This is a genomic window from Jidongwangia harbinensis (genome assembly GCF_020216025.1).
Classification (GTDB): Bacteria; Actinomycetota; Actinomycetes; order Mycobacteriales; family Micromonosporaceae; genus Actinoplanes; species Actinoplanes harbinensis.
Genome location: NZ_JAIWNC010000021.1, coordinates 57,378 through 76,444, shown reverse-complemented (window position 1 = coordinate 76,444; position 19,067 = coordinate 57,378). Strand labels below are relative to the sequence as shown.

General features: G+C 72.8%; 20 protein-coding genes. 9 read left to right on the top strand and 11 right to left on the bottom strand.

Going from position 1 to position 19,067, the window contains the following annotated elements; translation table 11 throughout:
- Positions 1–87: 87 nt before the first annotated feature.
- Positions 88–783: a TetR/AcrR family transcriptional regulator gene (locus tag LDL48_RS24520; protein ID WP_225257565.1), complete on the top strand. Its 696-nt coding sequence runs from the start codon at positions 88–90 to the stop codon at positions 781–783.
- On the opposite strand, the gene LDL48_RS24515 is transcribed toward LDL48_RS24520, so the two are convergent.
- The 4 genes from LDL48_RS24515 to LDL48_RS24500 all read right to left on the bottom strand — a co-directional run bounded on the left by LDL48_RS24515 (position 746) and on the right by LDL48_RS24500 (position 5,083).
- The gene (locus LDL48_RS24515) at positions 746–961 is read right to left on the bottom strand and encodes a ferredoxin (RefSeq protein WP_225257564.1); all 216 of its coding nucleotides are present in this window, start codon (positions 959–961) and stop codon (positions 746–748) included. The two genes, LDL48_RS24520 and LDL48_RS24515, sit on opposite strands and share 38 nt — an antisense overlap.
- A complete protein-coding gene (locus tag LDL48_RS24510) occupies positions 958–2,157 on the bottom strand; it encodes a cytochrome P450 (RefSeq protein WP_225257563.1) in 1,200 nt (399 codons plus the stop codon). The genes LDL48_RS24515 and LDL48_RS24510 overlap by 4 nt, the downstream gene beginning before the upstream one ends.
- Before the next feature lie 125 nt (positions 2,158–2,282).
- Entirely contained in the window at positions 2,283–4,100 is a 1,818-nt protein-coding gene (locus tag LDL48_RS24505; protein ID WP_225257562.1) for a CocE/NonD family hydrolase, read from the bottom strand.
- 116 nt (positions 4,101–4,216) lie between these two features.
- Positions 4,217–5,083, bottom strand: coding sequence for a hypothetical protein (locus tag LDL48_RS24500; protein WP_225257561.1), 867 nt, complete (start codon positions 5,081–5,083; stop codon positions 4,217–4,219).
- Between the two features lie 79 nt (positions 5,084–5,162).
- Here LDL48_RS24500 and LDL48_RS24495 point away from each other — a divergent pair, with 79 nt between their 5' ends.
- On the top strand, positions 5,163–5,873 hold the full coding sequence (locus LDL48_RS24495) for a hypothetical protein (RefSeq protein WP_225257560.1): 711 nt from the start codon (positions 5,163–5,165) through the stop codon (positions 5,871–5,873).
- 15 nt (positions 5,874–5,888) lie between these two features.
- On the opposite strand, the gene LDL48_RS24490 is transcribed toward LDL48_RS24495, so the two are convergent.
- Positions 5,889–6,875 carry an NAD(P)-dependent alcohol dehydrogenase gene (locus tag LDL48_RS24490; protein WP_225257559.1) on the bottom strand — a complete coding sequence of 329 codons (987 nt, stop codon included), beginning with the start codon at positions 6,873–6,875 and terminating at the stop codon, positions 5,889–5,891.
- 59 nt (positions 6,876–6,934) lie between these two features.
- Here LDL48_RS24490 and LDL48_RS24485 point away from each other — a divergent pair, with 59 nt between their 5' ends.
- Positions 6,935–7,303 carry a MerR family transcriptional regulator gene (locus LDL48_RS24485; protein WP_225257558.1) on the top strand — a complete coding sequence of 123 codons (369 nt, stop codon included), beginning with the start codon at positions 6,935–6,937 and terminating at the stop codon, positions 7,301–7,303.
- 13 nt (positions 7,304–7,316) lie between these two features.
- Here LDL48_RS24485 and LDL48_RS24480 read toward each other — a convergent pair whose 3' ends face one another.
- A complete protein-coding gene (locus LDL48_RS24480; RefSeq protein ID WP_225257557.1) occupies positions 7,317–7,904 on the bottom strand; it encodes a TetR/AcrR family transcriptional regulator in 588 nt (195 codons plus the stop codon).
- Positions 7,905–8,048: 144 nt separating this feature from the next.
- On the opposite strand from LDL48_RS24480, the gene LDL48_RS24475 reads away from it, so the two are divergent.
- Complete coding sequence (locus tag LDL48_RS24475) at positions 8,049–9,068, top strand: NADPH:quinone reductase (RefSeq protein ID WP_225257556.1); 1,020 nt, start codon at positions 8,049–8,051, stop codon at positions 9,066–9,068.
- An 11-nt stretch (positions 9,069–9,079) separates the two neighbouring features.
- Here the strand turns inward: LDL48_RS24475 and LDL48_RS24470 are convergent, their stop codons facing one another.
- Together LDL48_RS24470 and LDL48_RS24465 are read right to left on the bottom strand one after the other, a co-directional pair.
- A complete protein-coding gene (locus LDL48_RS24470; protein WP_225257555.1) occupies positions 9,080–9,538 on the bottom strand; it encodes a lamin tail domain-containing protein in 459 nt (152 codons plus the stop codon).
- Between the two features lie 255 nt (positions 9,539–9,793).
- Positions 9,794–12,280: a S8 family serine peptidase gene (locus tag LDL48_RS24465; protein WP_225257554.1), complete on the bottom strand. Its 2,487-nt coding sequence runs from the start codon at positions 12,278–12,280 to the stop codon at positions 9,794–9,796.
- Between the two features lie 350 nt (positions 12,281–12,630).
- On the opposite strand from LDL48_RS24465, the gene LDL48_RS24460 reads away from it, so the two are divergent.
- Positions 12,631–13,065, top strand: coding sequence for a hypothetical protein (locus tag LDL48_RS24460; protein WP_225257553.1), 435 nt, complete (start codon positions 12,631–12,633; stop codon positions 13,063–13,065).
- 60 nt (positions 13,066–13,125) lie between these two features.
- On the opposite strand, the gene LDL48_RS24455 is transcribed toward LDL48_RS24460, so the two are convergent.
- On the bottom strand, positions 13,126–14,151 hold the full coding sequence (locus tag LDL48_RS24455) for a chymotrypsin family serine protease (RefSeq protein WP_225257552.1): 1,026 nt from the start codon (positions 14,149–14,151) through the stop codon (positions 13,126–13,128).
- 306 nt (positions 14,152–14,457) lie between these two features.
- Between LDL48_RS24455 and LDL48_RS24450 the strand changes: the two genes are divergently transcribed.
- Positions 14,458–15,480 carry a hypothetical protein gene (locus tag LDL48_RS24450; RefSeq protein ID WP_225257551.1) on the top strand — a complete coding sequence of 341 codons (1,023 nt, stop codon included), beginning with the start codon at positions 14,458–14,460 and terminating at the stop codon, positions 15,478–15,480.
- A 79-nt stretch (positions 15,481–15,559) separates the two neighbouring features.
- Here LDL48_RS24450 and LDL48_RS24445 read toward each other — a convergent pair whose 3' ends face one another.
- Positions 15,560–15,916 (bottom strand): hypothetical protein, encoded by a 357-nt coding sequence (locus tag LDL48_RS24445; protein ID WP_225257550.1) that lies wholly within the window; start codon positions 15,914–15,916, stop codon positions 15,560–15,562.
- Between the two features lie 260 nt (positions 15,917–16,176).
- On the bottom strand, positions 16,177–16,614 hold the full coding sequence (locus LDL48_RS24440; protein WP_225257549.1) for a helix-turn-helix domain-containing protein: 438 nt from the start codon (positions 16,612–16,614) through the stop codon (positions 16,177–16,179).
- 362 nt (positions 16,615–16,976) lie between these two features.
- Between LDL48_RS24440 and LDL48_RS24435 the strand changes: the two genes are divergently transcribed.
- The 3 genes from LDL48_RS24435 to LDL48_RS24425 are packed head-to-tail and all read left to right on the top strand — an operon-like array spanning position 16,977 to position 19,054.
- Complete coding sequence (locus LDL48_RS24435) at positions 16,977–17,510, top strand: hypothetical protein (RefSeq protein ID WP_225257548.1); 534 nt, start codon at positions 16,977–16,979, stop codon at positions 17,508–17,510.
- On the top strand, positions 17,503–18,633 hold the full coding sequence (locus LDL48_RS24430) for an MAB_1171c family putative transporter (protein ID WP_225257547.1): 1,131 nt from the start codon (positions 17,503–17,505) through the stop codon (positions 18,631–18,633). Before LDL48_RS24435 ends, LDL48_RS24430 begins: the two co-directional genes overlap by 8 nt.
- Entirely contained in the window at positions 18,620–19,054 is a 435-nt protein-coding gene (locus LDL48_RS24425; protein ID WP_225257546.1) for an NUDIX domain-containing protein, read from the top strand. The genes LDL48_RS24430 and LDL48_RS24425 overlap by 14 nt, the downstream gene beginning before the upstream one ends.
- Positions 19,055–19,067: the final 13 nt, after the last annotated feature.

Genomic DNA, 19,067 nt, shown 5'->3' with positions numbered 1-19,067 from the left:
GGGTCGGTGGCCGGTCACCGCGCCGTCCTGCAGAACACGACTCCACTATAGACACCTCCAATGACTGGCTAGAGTAGGCTCTAGCGAATGAGTGACCGGGCCGAGCGGGCGACGGAGTTCGACAGCGCGCAGCGGGGCCGCCGGGTCACCCGGGCCGAGCAGGCGCGCGCCACCCGCCGGCGCATCGTCGCGGCGGCCACCGAGCAGTTCGTCGCGCGGGGCTACGGTGCGACGCTGCTCGATCAGGTGGCCGACCAGGCCGGAGTCGCCGTGCAGACGGTGTACTTCCACTTCGGGAACAAGCGCACGCTGCTCAGGCACGTCATGGACGTGGCGGCGGTCGGTGACGACGAACCCGTACCCCTGCTCGAACGCCCATGGTTCACCCGGCTCCAGCAGGAGCCCGAACCGCGGCGGATCATCGAGTTGTGGCTGACCAGCGGCCGCCAGATCCTGCACCGGACCGCCCCGCTGATGCGGGTGATGCGGGGGGCCACCGGCACCGATCCGGACCTGGCCGCCCAGTGGCAGACCCACCAGCAGCAGGCCCGCGCCGCCTACGGCCTGCTCGTCGAGTTGCTCGCCGCGCGGGATGCGCTCCGGCCGGGGCTGGACCTCGAGCAGGCCCGCGACATCGCCTTCACCATCGCCAGCGTCGAGACCTACCTGCAGTTCACCGACGTCTGCGGATGGACGCCGGAGGAGTGGCAGGAGCGCACCGCCGCCATCCTCACCGCGTCCCTGCTCAAACCCGGTCCGCCGGTTCGGGCAGCAGCCGGATGACGGCGGCGGGGCAGCGGTCGACCGCCTGCTCCACCGCCGGTCGTGCGGTCTCCGGCGGCGACTCGTCGAGCAGCACCACGACGGCGTCGTCCGGGTCCTGATCGAAGACGGCCGGCGCGATCAGGACGCACATCCCCGAGCCGATGCACCGGTCCCGGTCGGTGGCGACCCGGATCACCACGCCACCGGCAGTTCGGCCGGGCCGCGGACCACCGAGTCCCGCTTCCACTCGATCTCGTGGAGCGGCACCTCGATCCGCAACGTGGGCACCCGCTCGGCCAGTGCGCGCAACACCGTGGTCAGCTCGATCCGGGCGATCTGCTGCCCGACGCAGGCGTGCGCGCCGTGCCCGAAGCCGAGGTGCGCGCCGGGCCGCCGGGTCACGTCGAACCTGTCGGCGTCCGGGTGCAGTGCGGTGTCCCGGTTGCCGGACTGCACCGCCACCACCACGTAGTCGCCCGCCCGGATCGGCTGCCCGTGGATCGCCGTGTCCTCGGTGGCCTGCCGCAGCAGCCCGATGCCGACGCCCAGGTAGCGCACCAGCTCCTCGGCCGCCGAGGCGGCCAGCTCCGGGCGGGCGCAGAGCTTCGCCCACTGTCCGGGCGTGTTGAGCAGGCAGACCAGGCCGTACGTGAGCATCGAGGCGGTGGTGTCGAAGCCGGCGATCAGCAGCGCGCCGTTCATCTGGGTCAGCTCGGCATCGGTGAGCGGGCGTTCGCTGTCCGCGCTGTGCTCGATCATCCGGCTGAGGACGTCGTCGCCGGGCCGGGCCCGGCGGGTGGCGACCAGCTCGTACAGGTAGGCCCACAGTGGCTCGAGTGCCCGGCGCAGCCCGTCCGGCGTGGTCGACGTGGTGAACAGCGCCGTGGCCGCCTCGTGCAGCAGGTGACGCCGGTCGGGCGGTACGCCGATCAGCTCCGCGATCACCGCGGTGGTGATCGCGGTGGAGAACTGGCTGTGCAGCGGGAAGGGCTGCGGGGAGCCGAGCATCCGGGTGACCGCCTCGTCGGTGATCTGCTCGACCAGCGGCTGAAGTTCGGCCAGCCGGCGGGGATTCGACACCTGTGGCGCGAAGTTGCGCCGGATCCGGATGTGCTCCGGCCCGTCCAGCTGGCTGAAGCCACCCTCGACGGGCGAGTCCGGACCGCGGAAGGCGGCGAGCACGTGCGCGGCCTGGCCGGGCCGGGTGGAGAAGCGACGGCCGTCGCCGAGCACCTCGCGGACGCCCGCGTAGTCGGAGACCAGCCACGCGTCCAGCCCGGTGGGGCAGGTGACCCGGGTGAGCCGGGGTGCGGTGCGCAGTGCGGCGTACTCGGGTGGGGGGCCGAACGGCTGACGGTCCTCGTCGGGCAGTGGCAACGCGGGCAGAGACATCCCGAACCTCCACATTGTGTAGTCGGGGCGAAACTCTACGCTGCTTCGATCAAGGTCAATACCCGTCGCGTGTGCCGAGCCGGTGACGAGTACGCCGGAATGCCGCCCGACCCCCGTGCCCTCGACTAGAACTTCAGGGCGCCGCGACCACCGACCAGGGGCAGCTGGACCGTGCTGGCGGTGGGCCGTACCGAGACCTGGGTGCCGGGCAGCGGCCGCAACGTGTAGTCGTAGTCGGTGGAGAGCACCACCACGCCGATCCGGTGCCCGGCCGCGAACGTGTGGTCCTGCGGCTGCATGTCCCAGCGCAACCGGTAGGACCTGCCGGGCGTGACCGGCTCGGACCGGGTGAGCGACGTGCGGTTCTGCGGGTCGGTCCAGCCGCGCGTGACGATCACCGGTTCGGTGCCGGCGGGGCCGTAGTCGACCAGCAGCGCGGTCAGGTTCGCGGCCGTCCGGTTGTCGATGCTGACGTCGAGCGCGACCCGGGGCGTGCCGCTGAGCCGGACCGGGGCGGTCAGCGCGGGCGTCCGGTAGGCCAGGGAGTTCCCGGCCGGCTCGAGCAGCTTCTCGGCGACGACCTCGCGGCCGTTGTCGACGAACGTGTCCGTCCGCTTCCTGCCCTCCGCCAGCGGCAGCATGACCGGGGCGGAACCGGGAACCGGCCAGGCCTGGCCCTTCTCCACCACGGTGGCGGCGGAGTCCTCCCGGATGACCGGCGGCTCGTCGGAGATGCCGCTGTCCACCTGGTAGATGTAGTGGTCGATCCAGCGGCGCATGGTGGGGAAGAACGACGGCGCGCTCGCGGAACCGTGGTCGCCGTCGTAGAGCCACAGCTTGCGGTCGACGCCGTGCCGGCCGAGCGCCTCCCACAGCTGGATACCCTGCTTGGTCTTGACGTTCCAGTCCCGCATGCCCTGCACGATGAAGACGCTGGCCTCGATCTGCGCGGCCTTCGACGCGTAGTCCCGCTCCGCCCAGAACGGCGAGTAGTCGCCGGTGACCCGGTCCTGCTCCCGGGTCAACCGGTCCATGGCGGCCGCGCAGACCTCCGGGTTCGCCCGGGACAGGATGATCCGGGAGTGGATGTCGACGTCCTCGCCCTGCCACTGGTACGGCGCCACGACCAGGCCGTTGGCGCGGTACTCGTCGTACCAGTTGGAGACCGCGGACATCGGGATGACGGTTTTCAGCGCGGACCGGCCGGTCACCGCGGCGGCGAGCGGCAGGGTGCCGTTGTAGGACACGCCGTACATGCCGACCGCCCGGGCCGACCAGTCCGCCGCGACGACCGTCCCCGCGGCGTCGTAGGCCCGCCCGGAACCGCCGAGCCAGTCGATCACCGCGCGGGTCGCGGCCGCCTCGTGCGGACCGCCGGAGTCCGGGCAGCCGGTGGAACGCGCGGTGCCCAGGCTCTCCATCGTGATCATGGCGTAGCCGCGCCTGACGAAATACTCCCAGTTGCCCTCCTCCGGGTAGCCCGCCTCGTCGTCGTCCCCCACCTTCCCGCCGGCCCGGGCGTCCTCGGCGCGGGTGTCCGCGGCGCGGCTGTCGCCGAGCGCCCGGCGGGCGCGCGCGGCCGGCGCGTCCTTCTCCTGCGGCAGCCGGTCCGGATCGACCGAGTGGTACGGCGCATCCACGAAGTCACCCATGTACGGCGTGGCGATCATGAGCGAGCCGACCTTGAGACCGGCCGTCTCCGTCTCGCCCGGGCGGGTGATGTCCAGGTGTACCCGGTCTTTGGTGCCGTCCCCGTCGGTGTCCAACGGCACCTCGACCCAGATCTCCTCGTTGATCGCCTTGGCGTAGTCGAAGACCGGCTGGGTGGCGCCGTCCTTCACCACGATCGTGGCCGGCTCGTCGGCCCAGGCGGGCAGGCTGACCACGGCGGTCAGAACGCCGATACTGGTGGCCGCCACCGCGGCCAGAACTGGGTGTCGCATCCGTCCCCCAGGCAGGAAGTGGGCATGTCGTAGGGAAGACGGAGCCGGAGGGGCCCGGGGTGGCACCTCGGGCCCGGGAGATCGGCCACGGTGGACAGCATTGCCCGAAGGTGCCGTCAGTCGGGTTCGGCCATCGCCGAGTTGTCGGGGTGGTCCGCCAGCACGGCGGCGTCGACCGCGCGCAGCGTGACGGACGGCAGGAGGCCGGCGACGCTGCCCGAGTCGCCGCCCGGCACCAGCGCCAGTACGGCGCCGCCGGGCAGGCAGAACAGCGCGCTCTCGGTGTCGAACCAGACCTCGGTGGACAGCCGCGGCCGGTCGATCGGCGCCGTGCAGACCAGGCCGTGCGAGTCCGGGCCCTCGATGCGCGCGTACAGCCGTGCACCGGACGGACCGGCCAGGGCCATGCTCACGCTGTAGCGACCGGCCCAGCTGCCGGTCAGCCGGTATCCGGGTGCCTGCGGTACGTACAGCGGGAGCCCCACCGCCTCGAACTTCTGCGTCCGCCAGCGGTGCTGGCACGCGAACGTGAGCAGGCCGGCGACGGCGCAGGGCAGCACGAGGGCGACGGCCGTCCGACGACGCCACCGGCCGCCGGCCATCGCGTACGCCAGCAGCACGTGCACCGCGACGGCGGCGGCACCCCAGATCAGGCCGGCCTCCAGGCGGTTGCGTTCCGCCCCGGTCACCAGCGGCAGCACCGCCGCGGGCACCAGCACCAGCGGCACGACGACGTGCGGGGCCGGCCAGGGCGCGCGCCGCCACCGGGCGATCCCGCACGCCGCGGCGAGGACCGCGACCGCACCGACCGATGCGACCAGCCCGCCGGCGATTCCGTAGGTCGCGTCCGTGTCGGCGAAGTCGTGCACCTGGTATTCGCCGAGGAGCCCCAGCACCGCGCCGATCGCCCCGGCGGTGACCAGTCCGCAGACGATCCCGCTGGTCGCCGTCCGGTGCGCCGCCGGTTCGCCTCGGACGCCCATCCATGGATCGTGACAGAGCCGGCCAAGTGATCCACCTCCCAGAGTGAACCGGGACGGGTGATCCTCCGTTCTGCCGCGCATGACGCAACCGGCTGACCTGGGCTATCGCGAGATCCGCCGGGCCGCCCACGCCGCCCTGCCCAGGACCATGGCGGAGCGGGTCGACGGGTACGTGGAGGCGCAACGGATGCGCGGCGCCGTCCCGGAGGCCGTCGCGGAGGCCGTGGTGCGGGCCGTGTGGGCGGACACCGAGCAGCACTACGGGCGCTTCGCCGACGCGCTGGCCGCGGAACGGGCGGCGCGCCGCCGGCCGTCCCCGCCGCCCGCCCGGCATCCACCGTCACCGGTCGCGGCACCGGTCGCGGCACCGGTCACGGCACCGGTCGTTCCGGCGGGCCGCGAGGCGATCGAACCGCGGCCCCGGCCGGGACGGGTGGCGGCACTGTTCGACACCGCCCGGCAGTGGGCGCGTCGGTCGCTGGGCCGCACGTCCGGCGGGACGGACCGGCGCGCACCGGCCGGGCCACCGGCGGACCGCATCCGGGTCGACTGGGCGGTCGAGGTCAGGTACGAGGCGCGGTCCGAGACCGGCGGCGTCGGCCCCGGGCCCGGCGCGGACCGGCCGGCCGGGCCCGGGCAGTCGGCCGTCGCCGCGGCGGCGTGGGCGGGCGCCGGGGCGGGACCGACGACGCCGGCGCCGCGGCCGGCGGGCCGGGTGGAGACGTGGTGGGCGGCGGCCCGGGCCGCGACCGGGACCGGTCCGCAGAAACGCGCGGCTCCGCGCCGCTGACCGGGGGCCGGGCCCTCATCCGCGCGCCACGTCGATGACGTACTTGCCGCGCACGCCGCCGGCCTCGATGCGGCGGTGCGCCTCGGCGGTACGGTCCATCGGGAACACCGTGTCGACCACCGGCCGGAGCGTGCCGTCCTCGACGTACCGGGTCAGCTCCACGAGCCTTTCCGTGCCGGGGTTGTTGCTGAAGGCCACCACCCGGCGAGAGGGGCTGAGCGTGCCGCGGGCCAGGAAGAGGACGTTCGCCGCCAGGTGTCCGGGATCGACGGCGAGCGCCACCATCCGGCCGCGCCTGGCCAGCATCCGGCGGACGGCCGGCAGGTCGGTGCCGACGGTGTCCACGATGACGTCGAACGGGGCGAGGCGGGTGGCGGCGTCTCCGCGGTAGTCCACCGCCTCATCGGCACCGAGGTCCCGCACCCAGGCCAGGTTGCGGGCGCTGGCCAGCGCGGTGACGTGTGCGCCCAGGCTCCGGCCGAGCTGCACCGCGACGGTGCCGACGCCGCCACTGCCGCCGCGGACGAGCAGCCGTTGTCCCGGCCGCAACTCCGCCTTCTCGGTGAGCGCGGTCAGCACCGTGGTGCCCGCCGACGGCAGCGCCGCGGCGTCGACCAGGTCGACGGTGCCGGGGGCCGGTGCCACCAGGCGCTCGGGAACGGCCACGTATTCGGCGGTGCTGCCGAACGTCAGATGCGGCATGAGGCCCCACACCGCGTCGCGTACCCGCAGTCGCCGCACCTCGGCCCCCACGGCCGCGACGTGGCCGGTGAAGTCGTTGCCGACACCCGCCGGCGGGCGGGTCCGCATGACCCGCCGGAGCCGGCCGGCGCGGATCGGCGCCTCCCCGCCGCCCACGCCGGCCGCGCGGACCTTGACCAGTACCTCGTCCGGCCCGACCCGGGGCACCGGCAGGTCGACCACCCGCAGCACCTCGGCCGGCCCGAATTCGTCGTAGCGGACCGCGCGCACGGTCGCCGGGACGGCTTCAGAAGTCTGCATGCCGGTTACGCTAGAACCTCACATTGATGTGAGATATAGGGGTTGTGGCGGAGGTCATCATGCGCATCGGCGAACTGGCCACCCGTACCGGCGTGAGCGTGCGGTCCCTGCGCTACTACGAGGAACAGCGCCTGCTGACCGCGGAACGCAGCAGCGGCGGCCAACGCCACTATCCCGAGGCGGCGGCCGAGCGCGTCGCGCTCATCCGGCATCTGTTCGCCGCGGGCCTGTCCGGCCGCACCATCGCCGAGCTGATGGTCCATGTCGAGACCGGCACGAGTACGCCCGAGGCCCGGACCCGCCTGATCGCCGAGCGGGTCCGGATCGAGGCGCAGATCGCCGAGCTGACCCGGGCCCGGGACCGGCTCGACGAGGTGATCGCGATCTCCCACGACCCGGACAGCGGCTGCGCCTTTCAACCCGGCTGACCGTCCGGTGCGGTCACCGGGCCCGGAGGCCCTGGAAGAGCAGCGAGACGACGTTCTCGGCGTCCGCGTCGACCTCGGGGGAGTGCCACGCCGTTGCGTGTGCCGGGTCGTGGAAGCGGGTGGTCGCGTGCAGGACGCCGCGCGCGATCGCGGCGGGATCGCCGGGCGCGAAGTCGCCACTCGCGATGCCGTCGGCGACGATCGCCCGGATCTGATCGAGCAGGTGGGCGACGTGCGCGGAGGACACGGTGCTGTGCTCCCGCGCCAGCACCCGGAACGTGGCGAACAGTTCCGGGTCCTCCCGGGCCTTCGTCCATTTCGCCGTGAACATGGCGGTGAGCAGGCGGCGTAACCGGTCGGGCGGGGTCAGGCGGGCGTCCTCGGCGGTCGCGGCGAGATCCTCGCGCACCCGGTCGAGCCAGCGCCGGATCACCGCCTCGCGGAGCGCCACCTTGGACGGAAAATGCCGGTACACGCTCCCGTGGCTCACGCCGAGCATCCGCGCGACGTCGAGCACGGTGGCCTTCTCCGGTCCGTACCGGCGCAGCACCTCCTCGGTGGCGGACACGATCGTCTCCGCGTCGAGCGGTTCGGCGCGCATCGGCCCTCCTTGTCGCGGTGTCGTTCAGGACGAACGTAGGGCACCGGGCCCACGAAAGCTATCTGGCTGACAATTATTGAAATCTGTCAGCTCCCGGCGTAGCTTGTCGGCAGGCCCTTATCCACCCGGCGTTGAGGACGGACTATGCAGACGATCATCTACCGCGACAACGGCGGCCCGGAGGTGCTGGAGCTGGTCGAGCGGGACCTGCCGGCGCCCGGCGCCGGTGAGGTCCGGGTCCGGATCATGGTGTCGGGGGTGAACCCGACGGATTGGAAGACCCGGTCCGGTGCGACCAATCCCAAGCAGTTCCCCGAGGTCACCCCGCACCTCGACGGCGCCGGGGTGATCGACGCGGTGGGTGCGGGCGTCGACCAGGGCCGGGTCGGTGAGCGGGTGTGGGTGTTCATGGCCGCGGCCGGCCGGCCGACCGGGACGGCCGCGGAATTCACCGTGGTGCCGGCCGAGCGGGCGGTGCCGCTGCCCGACGGGGCCGGGTTCGAGGTGGGTGCGTCACTGGGCGTGCCCGCGCTCACCGCGCACCGCGCGCTGACCGTGTCCGAGGACGGACCGCGCCGGCTCGCACCGGGTGCGCTCGACGGCCGGGTGGTGCTGGCGGCGGGCGGGGCCGGTGCGGTCGGGCACGCGGTCATCCAGCTGGCGCGGTGGGCGGGTGCCACCGTGATCAGCACGATCAGCGGTCCGGAGAAGGCCCGGCTGGCGACCGCCGCGGGCGCCCACCACGTGGTCAACTACCGCGAGGGTGATCCGGCCGCCGAGATCCGCGCGATCGCGCCGGACGGCGTCGACATCGTGGCCGAGGTGGCACTCGGCGCGAATCTGGCGCTGGATCTGGCGGTGCTGCGCACCCGCGGCACGATCGCCACCTATGCCAACGACGGTGGCCGGCCGGTCGAACTGGACGTGCGGCAGAACATGATGCTGAACACGCGGTTCCAGTTCCTGGTGCTGTACACGGTGGGCTTCCCGAAGCTGACCGCGGCGGCCGAGGAGGTGAGTGCCGCGGTCCGCGACGGCGCTCTGCCGGTGGGGGAGGAGCACGGTCTGCCGTTGGTCCGGTTCCCCCTCGACCGCACCGACGACGCGCATCGGGCGGTCGAGCAGGGCACGGTGGGCAAGGTGCTGGTGGACGTCGCGTCCTGACGCCGGCCCGGTCAGCAGCCGACCCAGGTACGACCCGCCTTGCTGCGCCACGAGCAGGTGTCGATCTGCCGGCCGGCGGCGTTGCGCAGGGTGGCGGTGTCACCGGTGTTGTTCCAGATGTAGTTGCCGCTGCCCCAGTGCGCGTTGGGCGCCTTGGTGGTGCCGGTGCCGGTGTGTAGCCAGAGCCGGCCGCCCCGGCCGGGAATGCTGATCGAGCCGAACGTGTAGACGTGACCGGCGGCGTCCCGGACGGTCCACCCCCGGAGGTTGACGCTGCTGCTGCCGCTGTTGATCAGGGAGACCCACTCGGCGTTGCGGCTGGCGTTGCTGCGGTTGTCCGTGCCTGGCGAGTCGTACTGGGCGCCGTGGAAGCGCAGCGGCGGGACGGCGGCGGCCGATGCCGGAGCCGCGGCGGTCACGGCGCCGCCGAGGGCGACGGCCAGGGTGGTGACGATGCCGAGCGAACGCATGGAGTCTCCTTGTCGTCGGATGCTTCCGGCATTGTCTTCCGGCCGGGCGGTGCCCGGCCGGAAGACACCCGATCGAGTCGGGTGGATCCGACTGCCCCTGCGGTCACCCGGGCCGTCCGATCCGGCGCGGGCGATCGGCCGTTCCGGCGACCGGACCCGGTCCGTCGGGGCCGGAACCGACGCGCGGCCGGGCCTTCCGGTGGCCCGGCACTGCGTCCAGCGCCGCCGGCCTCGCGGCGGTGGCGGAACGGCGCGTTACGCCGCGGGCGGCCGGATGGTGAACCCGAGACCGTCCTCCACCACGCGCTCGAGGTTGCCGTACGCGAACACGTCGGTGCCGTCGGCGTTCTGCAGACCGATCAGCGCGTTGCCGCCGCGGACGTACCAGTTCGGCGTCACGTCGCGGTAGTTGACCGTGAACGAGCCGTCCGGGCGCAGCACCAGGCTGACCGAGATCCGCCCCTCCGCCGTCCGGTTCAGTGGCCGCAGCACCTCGACGTTGCGCCACTCGACGACGACCTGGTCGGCGCCGATCGTGGTGTAGACGCCGGCCGCGTCGTCGACGTTCAGCACCGAGTAGAACGGCATGATCGCCGCGGTCGGCAGCGACGAGTCGGGCAGCGGGAGAAGCACGTCGAAGAACGGCGGCGGGACCGGCCCGGCGACGCTGAGCGCGCCGTTCGTGCTGATCCACGCGGTCGTCGACGACGTGTCGTAGACCTTCACCGGGAACGGCAACCGGATCTCGGCGACCTCGCCGGCACTGCCGGAGAGGTCGAGCCTGGTGGTGCCGGCCTGGTAGCCGGTGACCGGCCGGGTGCAGGTGTGCCCGTACCCGCCGAGGTCGGTGCGCGCGGGCAGGTCGATGTCGAGCGTCGTGTCGGCGGTGACCTCGACGCGCTGCTCGGCCTGGTCCGCGCATCGGCCCGGCGACTCGGCGGTCAGCCGGTAGCTGCCGCCGGTGGGCAGCGTCAGCCGATAGCGGCCGTCGGAACCGGTGCGGGCCCGGGCGGCGGTGCCCTGCACCGTGACGGTCGCCCCGGCCACCGGGCCCTCGGCGGACCGCACCACACCGGACACGGTCGCGCCGGGCACCGGCTGCAGGGCGATGGGCAGCGTGGTCGTGCCGTCCGGCTCGATGGTGACGGTGCCGGTGGCGTCCCGGTAACCGAAGGCACGGGCGGTGTAGGTGTAGCTGCCCGGCACCATCCGGGCCAGGGTGAACCGGCCGTCCGCGTCCGCCGTCAGGTTCTTCAGCTTCGGCCCGCTGAGCTGGATGGCCGCGTCCGGCACCGCGGTACCGGACAGCGCGCCGACCTTGCTCTTCGGCGCCGCCCGCAGGGCGGCGGGGATGTCGAGCAGACCCTCGCCGGCGACGCTGTTGTCGGCGGCGGTGCCGCCGCACGTCGTGTCGTCGATGTCGCGTGCGGTGTCGTCCAGCAGCTTCCGGGTCGCCGCGACGTCGCCGTCCAGTTCCGGCACCGCCGACCAGAGCAGCGCCACCGCGCCCGCCACCTGCGGTGCCGCCTGCGACGTGCCGTCCCGGAGGGCGAACTCCGGCCCGATGAAGCTGGAGCGGATGGCGGTGCCGGGCGCGGAGATGTCCGGCGTGGTGCGCCCGTCCGCGGTCGGACCGCGGCTGGACTCCGGCGACACGACGTCCGCCTCGGTGGTGTTGCCGACCGCGTACGCGGACTCGAACGACGCCGGCCAGGTGTTGGTCGAGCACCTGCCGCCGTCGCCGTTGTTGCCCGCCGCGACGACCGGGAAGATCCCGGCGGCCACCCACGCGTCCAGGATGTCGCCGAACAGTTCCTGGCCGCCGCGACTGAGGTACCAGGAGATGTTGACCACGTCCGGGGCGAGATCGGGGCGGGGGTTCTCGCCCGCGGCGTCGGTCGGGGCGAGCATCCACTGAGCCGCCCGGAGCGCCTCGGCGGGCTCGGAGCCCTTGACCGCCGCGATCCACCGGGCGCCGGGTGCGACGCCGATCTCGGTGCCGCCGTCCGTGGCCCGTCCGGCCTCCAGCCCCATCACGTGGGTGCCGTGTCCGTCCACGTCGCACGGTCCCGCGCAGACGCCGGTGGGGTCGTACCAGTGGTAGTCGTGCTGGACCGCGCCGCTGCTGTGCCGGCCCCGGTAGGTGGCGGCCAGCGACGGGTGCCCGCCCAGCACGCCGCTGTCGATGTTCGCCACCACGATGCCCTCACCGCGGGTGCCCGACTCCCGCCATGCCCGGTCGGCGCCGATCCGGTGGAGGTTCCACTCCACGCCGTCGACCGGGGGCGGCACGTCTGCGGCGCGGGCGGCCCGCGCGGACACCGCCGGAGCCGACGGTTCGGCGGCGATCCGTGCCACCTCCGGCCGGCGCGCGATCTCGTCGAGCAGTTCCCGATCGCCGGTCACCCGGATCGCGTTGGCGATCCAGAACGGCTCGAACTCCGCGTTCCGCGCGGTGAGCAGCGTGTGCAGCCCGGCCTGAGTGGTGGCCGCACGCCGGGTGAGCGCCCGGTGTACGGCGGCGGGCGTCGAACCGCTCCGGGGCAGTGCCGGCCGATCCTCGAGGAGGACCCAGAACGGGGCCCGGCCACCGCGGCTGAGCTGGTCGTGCACGGCGGCTGCGACGTCGGCCCGGACCGGCGCGGCGCCGGCCGGCGGCGGTGCCGCCAGCGGTGCCAGGCCGAGCATCAGGGCGACCGTGCCGGTCGCCCATCGTCGCCGCCGGAAAGATGACTTTTTCACCGGATGGAGGCTAATCAATCACCGCCAACCAGCGCGAGGTTCGTGGCCGCCGGGCCCGCGCACCGTGATCCTTCGGGCGGTATCCCTGCCCGTCCGCACCGGGGGCCCGGCGGTGCGCACCCGGTCGAGTCACGGTCCGGTCCGGCGCCGGCACGATCGGCGGGTGGAATTGCGCGCGGAGTGGAACGATGTCGGCGTTCGGCGCATCCAAGTGACGACGTTCGGAGGTGGTCATGCGGGTCGTACGGAAATTGTTTCTTGTGTCGTTGGCCGTGCTCGCGACCGGGGGTTGTGCGGGCACCGGTTCGCGCGGCGCACCGGATAACGGGAAATCGACCGGGGAGGCGACCGTGGCATCCAAGCCCGGCATTGACGACATCGCGTGCGGCCGGCCGTTCCGCGGAACGGCCGGCGGAGAATTGACCATGGTCGCGCGTTTTCCGGCCACCGCCGCGGCCGCTGCCGGGACGGTGACCGGCACGGTCGAGGTGACCGCCGAGCGCGCCGTCCGCGGCGTGGCCGGCCCGCGCGCCCAGGCCTTCCTGGTCCGCGACGGCCGGGTGGTGAGCATGCCGATGGCCCAGGACCTGTCCGGCCGGCGGTGGGCGGTCGCGCCCGGCGGCACCGAACGGCTGCCCGCCGATGTCGTGCTGGTCTCCTGCGAGCCGGGCGGCGCGCCGCTGCCGCCCGGCCGGTACGAACTCTGGACCCGGCTGGTGGTCACGCCGGACGACGGTCCCGGCGTCGCGTCGCTGGCCGGGCCGTGGCCGTTTGAGATCACCTGACCGGGTCCGGGGCGTCTCCCGGTGTGCCCGGGAGACGCCCCGATGGTGCGTGGCGGTGGGTCAGCCGGTGACGATGCTGACGCCGTACGCGGCCGCCACCGACGGCCAGCCCTGGGCGAAGCTGGTGGTGCCGTCACCCGAGATCACGTGCCCGCGGATCCAGGTGCTGGTGGTGGTCTTGGCGTAGAACGGGCTGCCCGAGTCGCCGCCGGCCGGCTGGGTGCCGCCGGTGAACACCACCACCGGCGACTTGCAGCCGGTCTGGGTGCACGTCTGGCCGTCCAGGGCGGTCGCGGTGTGCCCGCAGTTCTCACCCGTGGTGCGGCCGCTGTGGCAGTAGTCGGTGTAGCCGACGACCGCGCTGCCCGCGCCCACCACCGGCAGGCTGGTGCTGCTGTCCACGCCACCGGTGAAGATCCGGGTGCCGTAGGACTGCCCGCCGATCAGCTCCATGTCCTCCGCGTGCCCGGAGACCGTGGGCAGCCGCCGGTTGGAGACCACGCCGACGGTACGGCCGCCGGTCTCGGTCGAGACCGTGGCGCCGTTGGCGTAGCAGTGTCCGGCGGTGACCATGAAGCGGGTGCCGGCGGAGTTCACCACCGGGTACCCGGCGGAACACAGGCCGTTGCCGGAGAGCAGCCCCGCGCCGCCCCAGTACGGAGCCGTGTCGCTGCGGCGGGCCCGGTCGGTGATCGTGCTGCGGCGTACCTCCGCACCGGTCAGCGCCTGTGCCTTCGCGGCGCTGAGGCCGGACGTGGCGGTCAGTGAGGTGACCACGGCGGCCGGTGCGTCGGTCAGCAGCACGATCTTGCCGGTGGTGCGGTCCAGGTAGCTGCCGAAGGTGTGCTTCGTGCCGTGCTTCGCGACGTAGTCGGCGATCCGCCCTTGCAGGGTGGCGATGGCCGACTGTGCGGCGGATGATGTGGCGACGCCGGCCTTCGCGCCCTGGTCCGGCGCGCGGCCCGGCGCGACTGCGGTGCGTGCGGGCTCCTTGCCACCGTCCGGCGCGGCCTGGACCGCACCTCCGCCGAAGGCCACGGCGGCTGCCGTCGCAGCCACGACGGCGCCGACGAGGCGTCTCTTCATCGCGAGCATGTGTTCCCCCTAGTGCGTGCCACGGTCCGTTACCGAGGACTCACTCAGAAGAAATCGAAACGTCGAAACGGCATAGGTTTGTGTCAATCTCCGGACAGATCAACAACGCTCTTTTCATCGGGAATGACATGCGCTCGAAAAGATTTCATCGTTCAAATGTATGACGCGCCCAGGACGATATGGGCAATCGCTTTTAATCGGGCTTGCTGCGCATTTATGCGGCACTACGAGATACCGGAAAAGCGATGTATTGGGGTGAGGTGTGCGGGAAACGTGCGTGCCGTAGCCTGATTGATCATGAGCTATCGACCGCGCGACCGGGGCCGGGCGATCGAACTCACCCTCGAGCTGCTGGCCACCGGCCGGGTCGCCGGAGTGCCCGCGGACCATCGGCCGGACGAGCTCGAACGGGTGCTCGGCCGCCCCACCGACGAGGGGATCGCCACCTTCTCCGGCAACCTGGTGCGCGACTGGGGTCTCCTCGAGGCGTACTACGAGCGGGCCGACGACCACGCGCCGTGGCACGGGACGCTGCTGATGGGGCAGCTGCACCGGATGCCCAAGCCGCTGAGGTGGACGCTCGTCGCGAGAGAGCTACGCAAGCTCGGGTATCGGGTCACGCGGGTGCCGCAGCCCACCCTCGAGGACCACTTCTACCGCGTCGACGCGTCCGGATCGCGAGCCGTCGTGAACGGCGAGGACACCGGCCGCAACTGGCGACGCGGCCACCTCGCGAAGATCTCCGCATCAGACTGGCTGCCGCTGGGCCCGGACATCGGGACGCACGACTTCAACGCCGTGCACCGTGCCGTCTACCAGGCCGTGGTCAGGCCCGAGCGGTTCTGGGCGGGATGGCTGGCGGCACATCAGCCGGAACCCGACCCGGAATGGTTCCTGCTCGCCCATTCGGCCGTCCACATGGTGGTCGGTGAGCATCCCGAGCGGACGGAACCGGCCGTCGCGCTGCACGACTGGCTCGTCGGCCAGGCCGAATCCGCTCGGGTCTGGTCCGCTCCGGTGCACGCCCTGCTGTCCGCGCAGTGCGCCGGCAACGCCGTCCTCTTTCCCCTGCCCGCCCGCCCCGGCCGGCCGCCCTCGGACGTGCTGATCGACCGCTGCCTGGCCGCGCTGCCGGGCACCCGCGAATGGGCGCGCGCCCTGCCGACCGACTGGCGGCAACTCGCCCCCGAGGACGTCCGGCGCTCCCGGCTGACCCGGGCACTGCTGAAAGCGGCGAACCGGTTGCGCGACCACGCCACCGCGCCCCACCAGACTGCCGAGCTGGCCGCGTGGGACGAGGTGCGGCACCGGCTGTGCTGACGGGCGCGGCCGCTTCCGGGGCACTCCCGGCGGAGGCCGGCGCCGCGTGCCCGACCCGAAGCTCCGGAAGGCCGGGTCGCTAAGCTCCGCGCATGCGGCACTGCCCACCTTCCTTCCCAAAACGCACCGCGATCGGCGCGCTCCTGGTCCTGGCCATGGCCGGCTGCGACTCGCCGGCGGCATCGTCCGCCGATGCCGTGCCGTCGAGCCCGGACGCCGCCCCTGCCGCGACCGACTCCCGCGCTCCGGCCACCCCGCGAACCCGTGCCGCCGAGCCCTCCGCATCGTCGTCCCCCAGCGTGCGCGAGTCGCGGAAGGCGGAGACGGTACGGAAGCCCCGAGCTCGACGGAAGACGAAGGCGCCGAGCGGAGGCGGCACAAAATATCCGAAGTGTGCCGACGGCGACTGCACCGTGTCGTTCTCCGGTTCGGTCACCTTCCCCCTCCGCGGGTTCACGGTGTCGGCCTCGGTGGAGAAGGGCGGGGTCCGGGTGCGACTGACCAAACCCAATGGCCTGGGCGGCGGTGGCGGCTTCCTCGCCGGGCCCGGATGCACTGTGGAGTTTCACGCCGACGGCGGCGGGCGGCTCGGATGCGACGAACCCCAATCCCGGCCCGAACCCGGAGGGTACGCCGTACACCTGCGGAAACTGGACGGGCGCAGAGCGGTCGTCCGGGCGATCCTGGGCTGACCGGTCACCCGTTCGGGCGGGCGTCCGGCCCGGCGGTGCCGCGCTGCATCTCGCTGATCTCGTTCACGATGCGGGCCAGCGACCGGCGGGTCGCGTCGTCCATCCGCAGCGCGCGCAGCGCGATCTCCCGGACGTCCGAGTCGCGCAGCGCGGCGGCGAGCGCGAGCTGGGAGTTGACGCTGTCGACGACCTCGTCGGAGAAGAAGTACGCGGCGGGCACCCCGAAGAAGGCGGCGAGCGCCTCCAGATGCCGTTTGGTCGGATTGTCCCGTTGGCCGGTGCGCAGCTGCCACACGTACGTCTTGGAGAAGGTGCCGACCGTCAGGGCCTCGCACCCGCGGGCGACCTCGTCGTAGCTGTACTCGCGACCGTGCGGCTGGACCGCCTTGAACAGGTGATCGATTCGCTGCGCCAGCGAACCGCCCTTCGCTTCCGCCACCACGGTGACTCCCTGCGTTCGCTGTCGTGGACGCTCGCCCTTGCAGGGGACCGTAGCATTGAGTTGACACGAGGATGCGTCTCGCTATTGTGGACTTTAGTCGTCAACTGACGTGGACGGACACCTGCACCGCCCCTCGGCGGCGAACTCACCCCTGCGGCGTGCCGGTCCGCATCGGCAACACGGGGGTGCCCGATAGGGCCGGCGCGTCGCAGGGGTGATTGTCCATCGTGGATGCCTGCTGTACGGTGAAACCCGATGTAGCCGACTCCTTCCCCCGTGGGAGCCGGCTACATCTTTTCCGGCACAGTTACCCCATTCCCGTCACCACTCAGGCTGGGACGAGGCTGACTTCCATGGTCCTGGTGTCGCGACGATTCCGGCGACTGCGACGACACTGTGCATCCCGGCTGGCATCGCTCGACCTCCCGGCGACGGCCGATCTCACCGTCCTGTGTGAACACGTCGCCCGCCGGCGCGACCGCCCGATCCGTCTGCTGCCGATGCCGCTGCACGAGGCACGGCCGTGCGGGGTCTGGCTGGCGCTGCCCGAGGCGGACCTCATCGCGTACGAGGCCGGCACGAACCGGCTGCACCAGGACCACATCGTCGCGCACGAACTCGCCCACCTGATCTGCGGCCACGCCAACCTCGCCGGCGCGCCGCGGCTGGACACCCGGGCACTGTTCCCGGACCTCGATCCCCGACTGGTCCGGGCCTTCCTGCAACGCAGTCACTACTCCGACGATCAGGAACAGGAGGCGGAAGTCATGGCATCGCTGCTGCTGAGCCGGCTGAGCCGCCGGTACGCCGCCCCCGGCGGCCACGCCGATCTCACGTCCCGGGTGGCGCAGGCGTTGCTGCCGCCGCACCACCGCGAAGGACGTACCGATGCATGATCTGGTCTATGGCGCCGGTGCGCTGGCGAGCTGGATCGCCTTCCTCTACAAGATGAACCACCTGCGCCGGGACTGGTCCAACCCGGCGCTGCGGGCCATGTGCGCGGCGTTCGGCTTCTCCGCGGTGGCCTTCACGCTGACCCTCGGCCCGGTCTACCAGCCGGTCGACGCGGCCCTCGGCGTGCCGAACCTGACCAAACTGCTGGTCCACTCGTCGATGGTCATGTTCAGCGTCTTCGTGCTGCAGTTGCTGGCGTTCTGGGAGTGGCCGGCGCGGCGGGCCCGGAGCCGGACCCGCGCGGTCATGGCACTGGGCCTGGTCGTGGTCGCGGCGATGTCGGCGCTGATCCTGCTGGCGCCGGTGCACGACCGGTACACGGTGCACTTCTGGAAGACCCACGCCGGCGAGAGCCTGATGCTCTGGTACCTGACGATCTTCCTGGTGGCGCTCAGCACCGGGTTGCTGGCCATCGCCTACCGCGCGTGGCGGTTCTCCGCGCTCGCCGGCCAGTTGCCGTGGCTGCGCCGCGGGCTGCGGCTGACCACCGCCGGCGCGCTCCTCAGCTTCGGCTACTGCGCCTGCCGCGGCAGCTACCTGATCCTGCTCGGCGCGGACATCCGGGCCGACGCGCTGGTCGACATCGCCATGCCGTTCGCCGGCCTCGGCCAGGTCGTCTTCGTGGCCGGTCTGACCATGCCGAGCTGGGGGCCGCAGACCCGGGTCGACGAGATCGGCGCGTACCGGGCACTCGAGCCGCTGTGGTCCGCGCTGCGCGCGGAGTTCCCGGACATCGCGCTGCACACCCCGGCCACCGGCGGGACCACCGCGGTCGGCGACCTCGACTACCGGCTCTACCGGCGGATGGTGGAGATCTGGGACGGGCAGCTGGCGTTGCGGCCGTACCGGCACGCCGACGAGACCGGCGCCACCGACGAACTGTCCGCCCGGGCCGACGCCGAGGCCCGGTCCATCATCGCGGCGCTGCGCAGCCGGCGGGACGGCGCGCCGCCGGCCGGTACCGGGCCCGCCCCGGGCGCCGTGGACGGCGAACTCGACTGGCTCGTCGCGGTCAGCCGCTCGTACGCCCGGATCGCGCAGGAGCAGCAACTTGACCGGACCTGAACCGGCCCGGCCCCGGGTCTCCGCCGGCGCGGTGTTCTTCGACGACGAGGGCCGCGTGCTGCTGGTCGACCCGACCTACAAGGAGTACTGGAACCTGCCGGGCGGCGGGGTCGACGACGGCGAGACGCCGTTCCGGGCGTGCGTCCGGGAGGTGCGCGAGGAACTCGGCCTGACCCCGCCGATCGGCCGGCTGCTGGTGACCGCGTGGACGCCGGCGAAGCTCTACTTCGTCTTCGACGGCGGCGTGCTGCCGGCCGACCAGCGGGCGGCGATCACGCTGAGCCCCGGCGAACTGGCCGGGCACGCCTTCGTCACGGCCGAGCAGGCGCGCCCGATGCTGCCGCCGGCCCAGGAAATCCTGATGAGCGAGGTCCTGCGGGCGCACGCGGACGGCACGACGCGGTACGTGGAACAGGGCTGACGCGGCCGGCCCG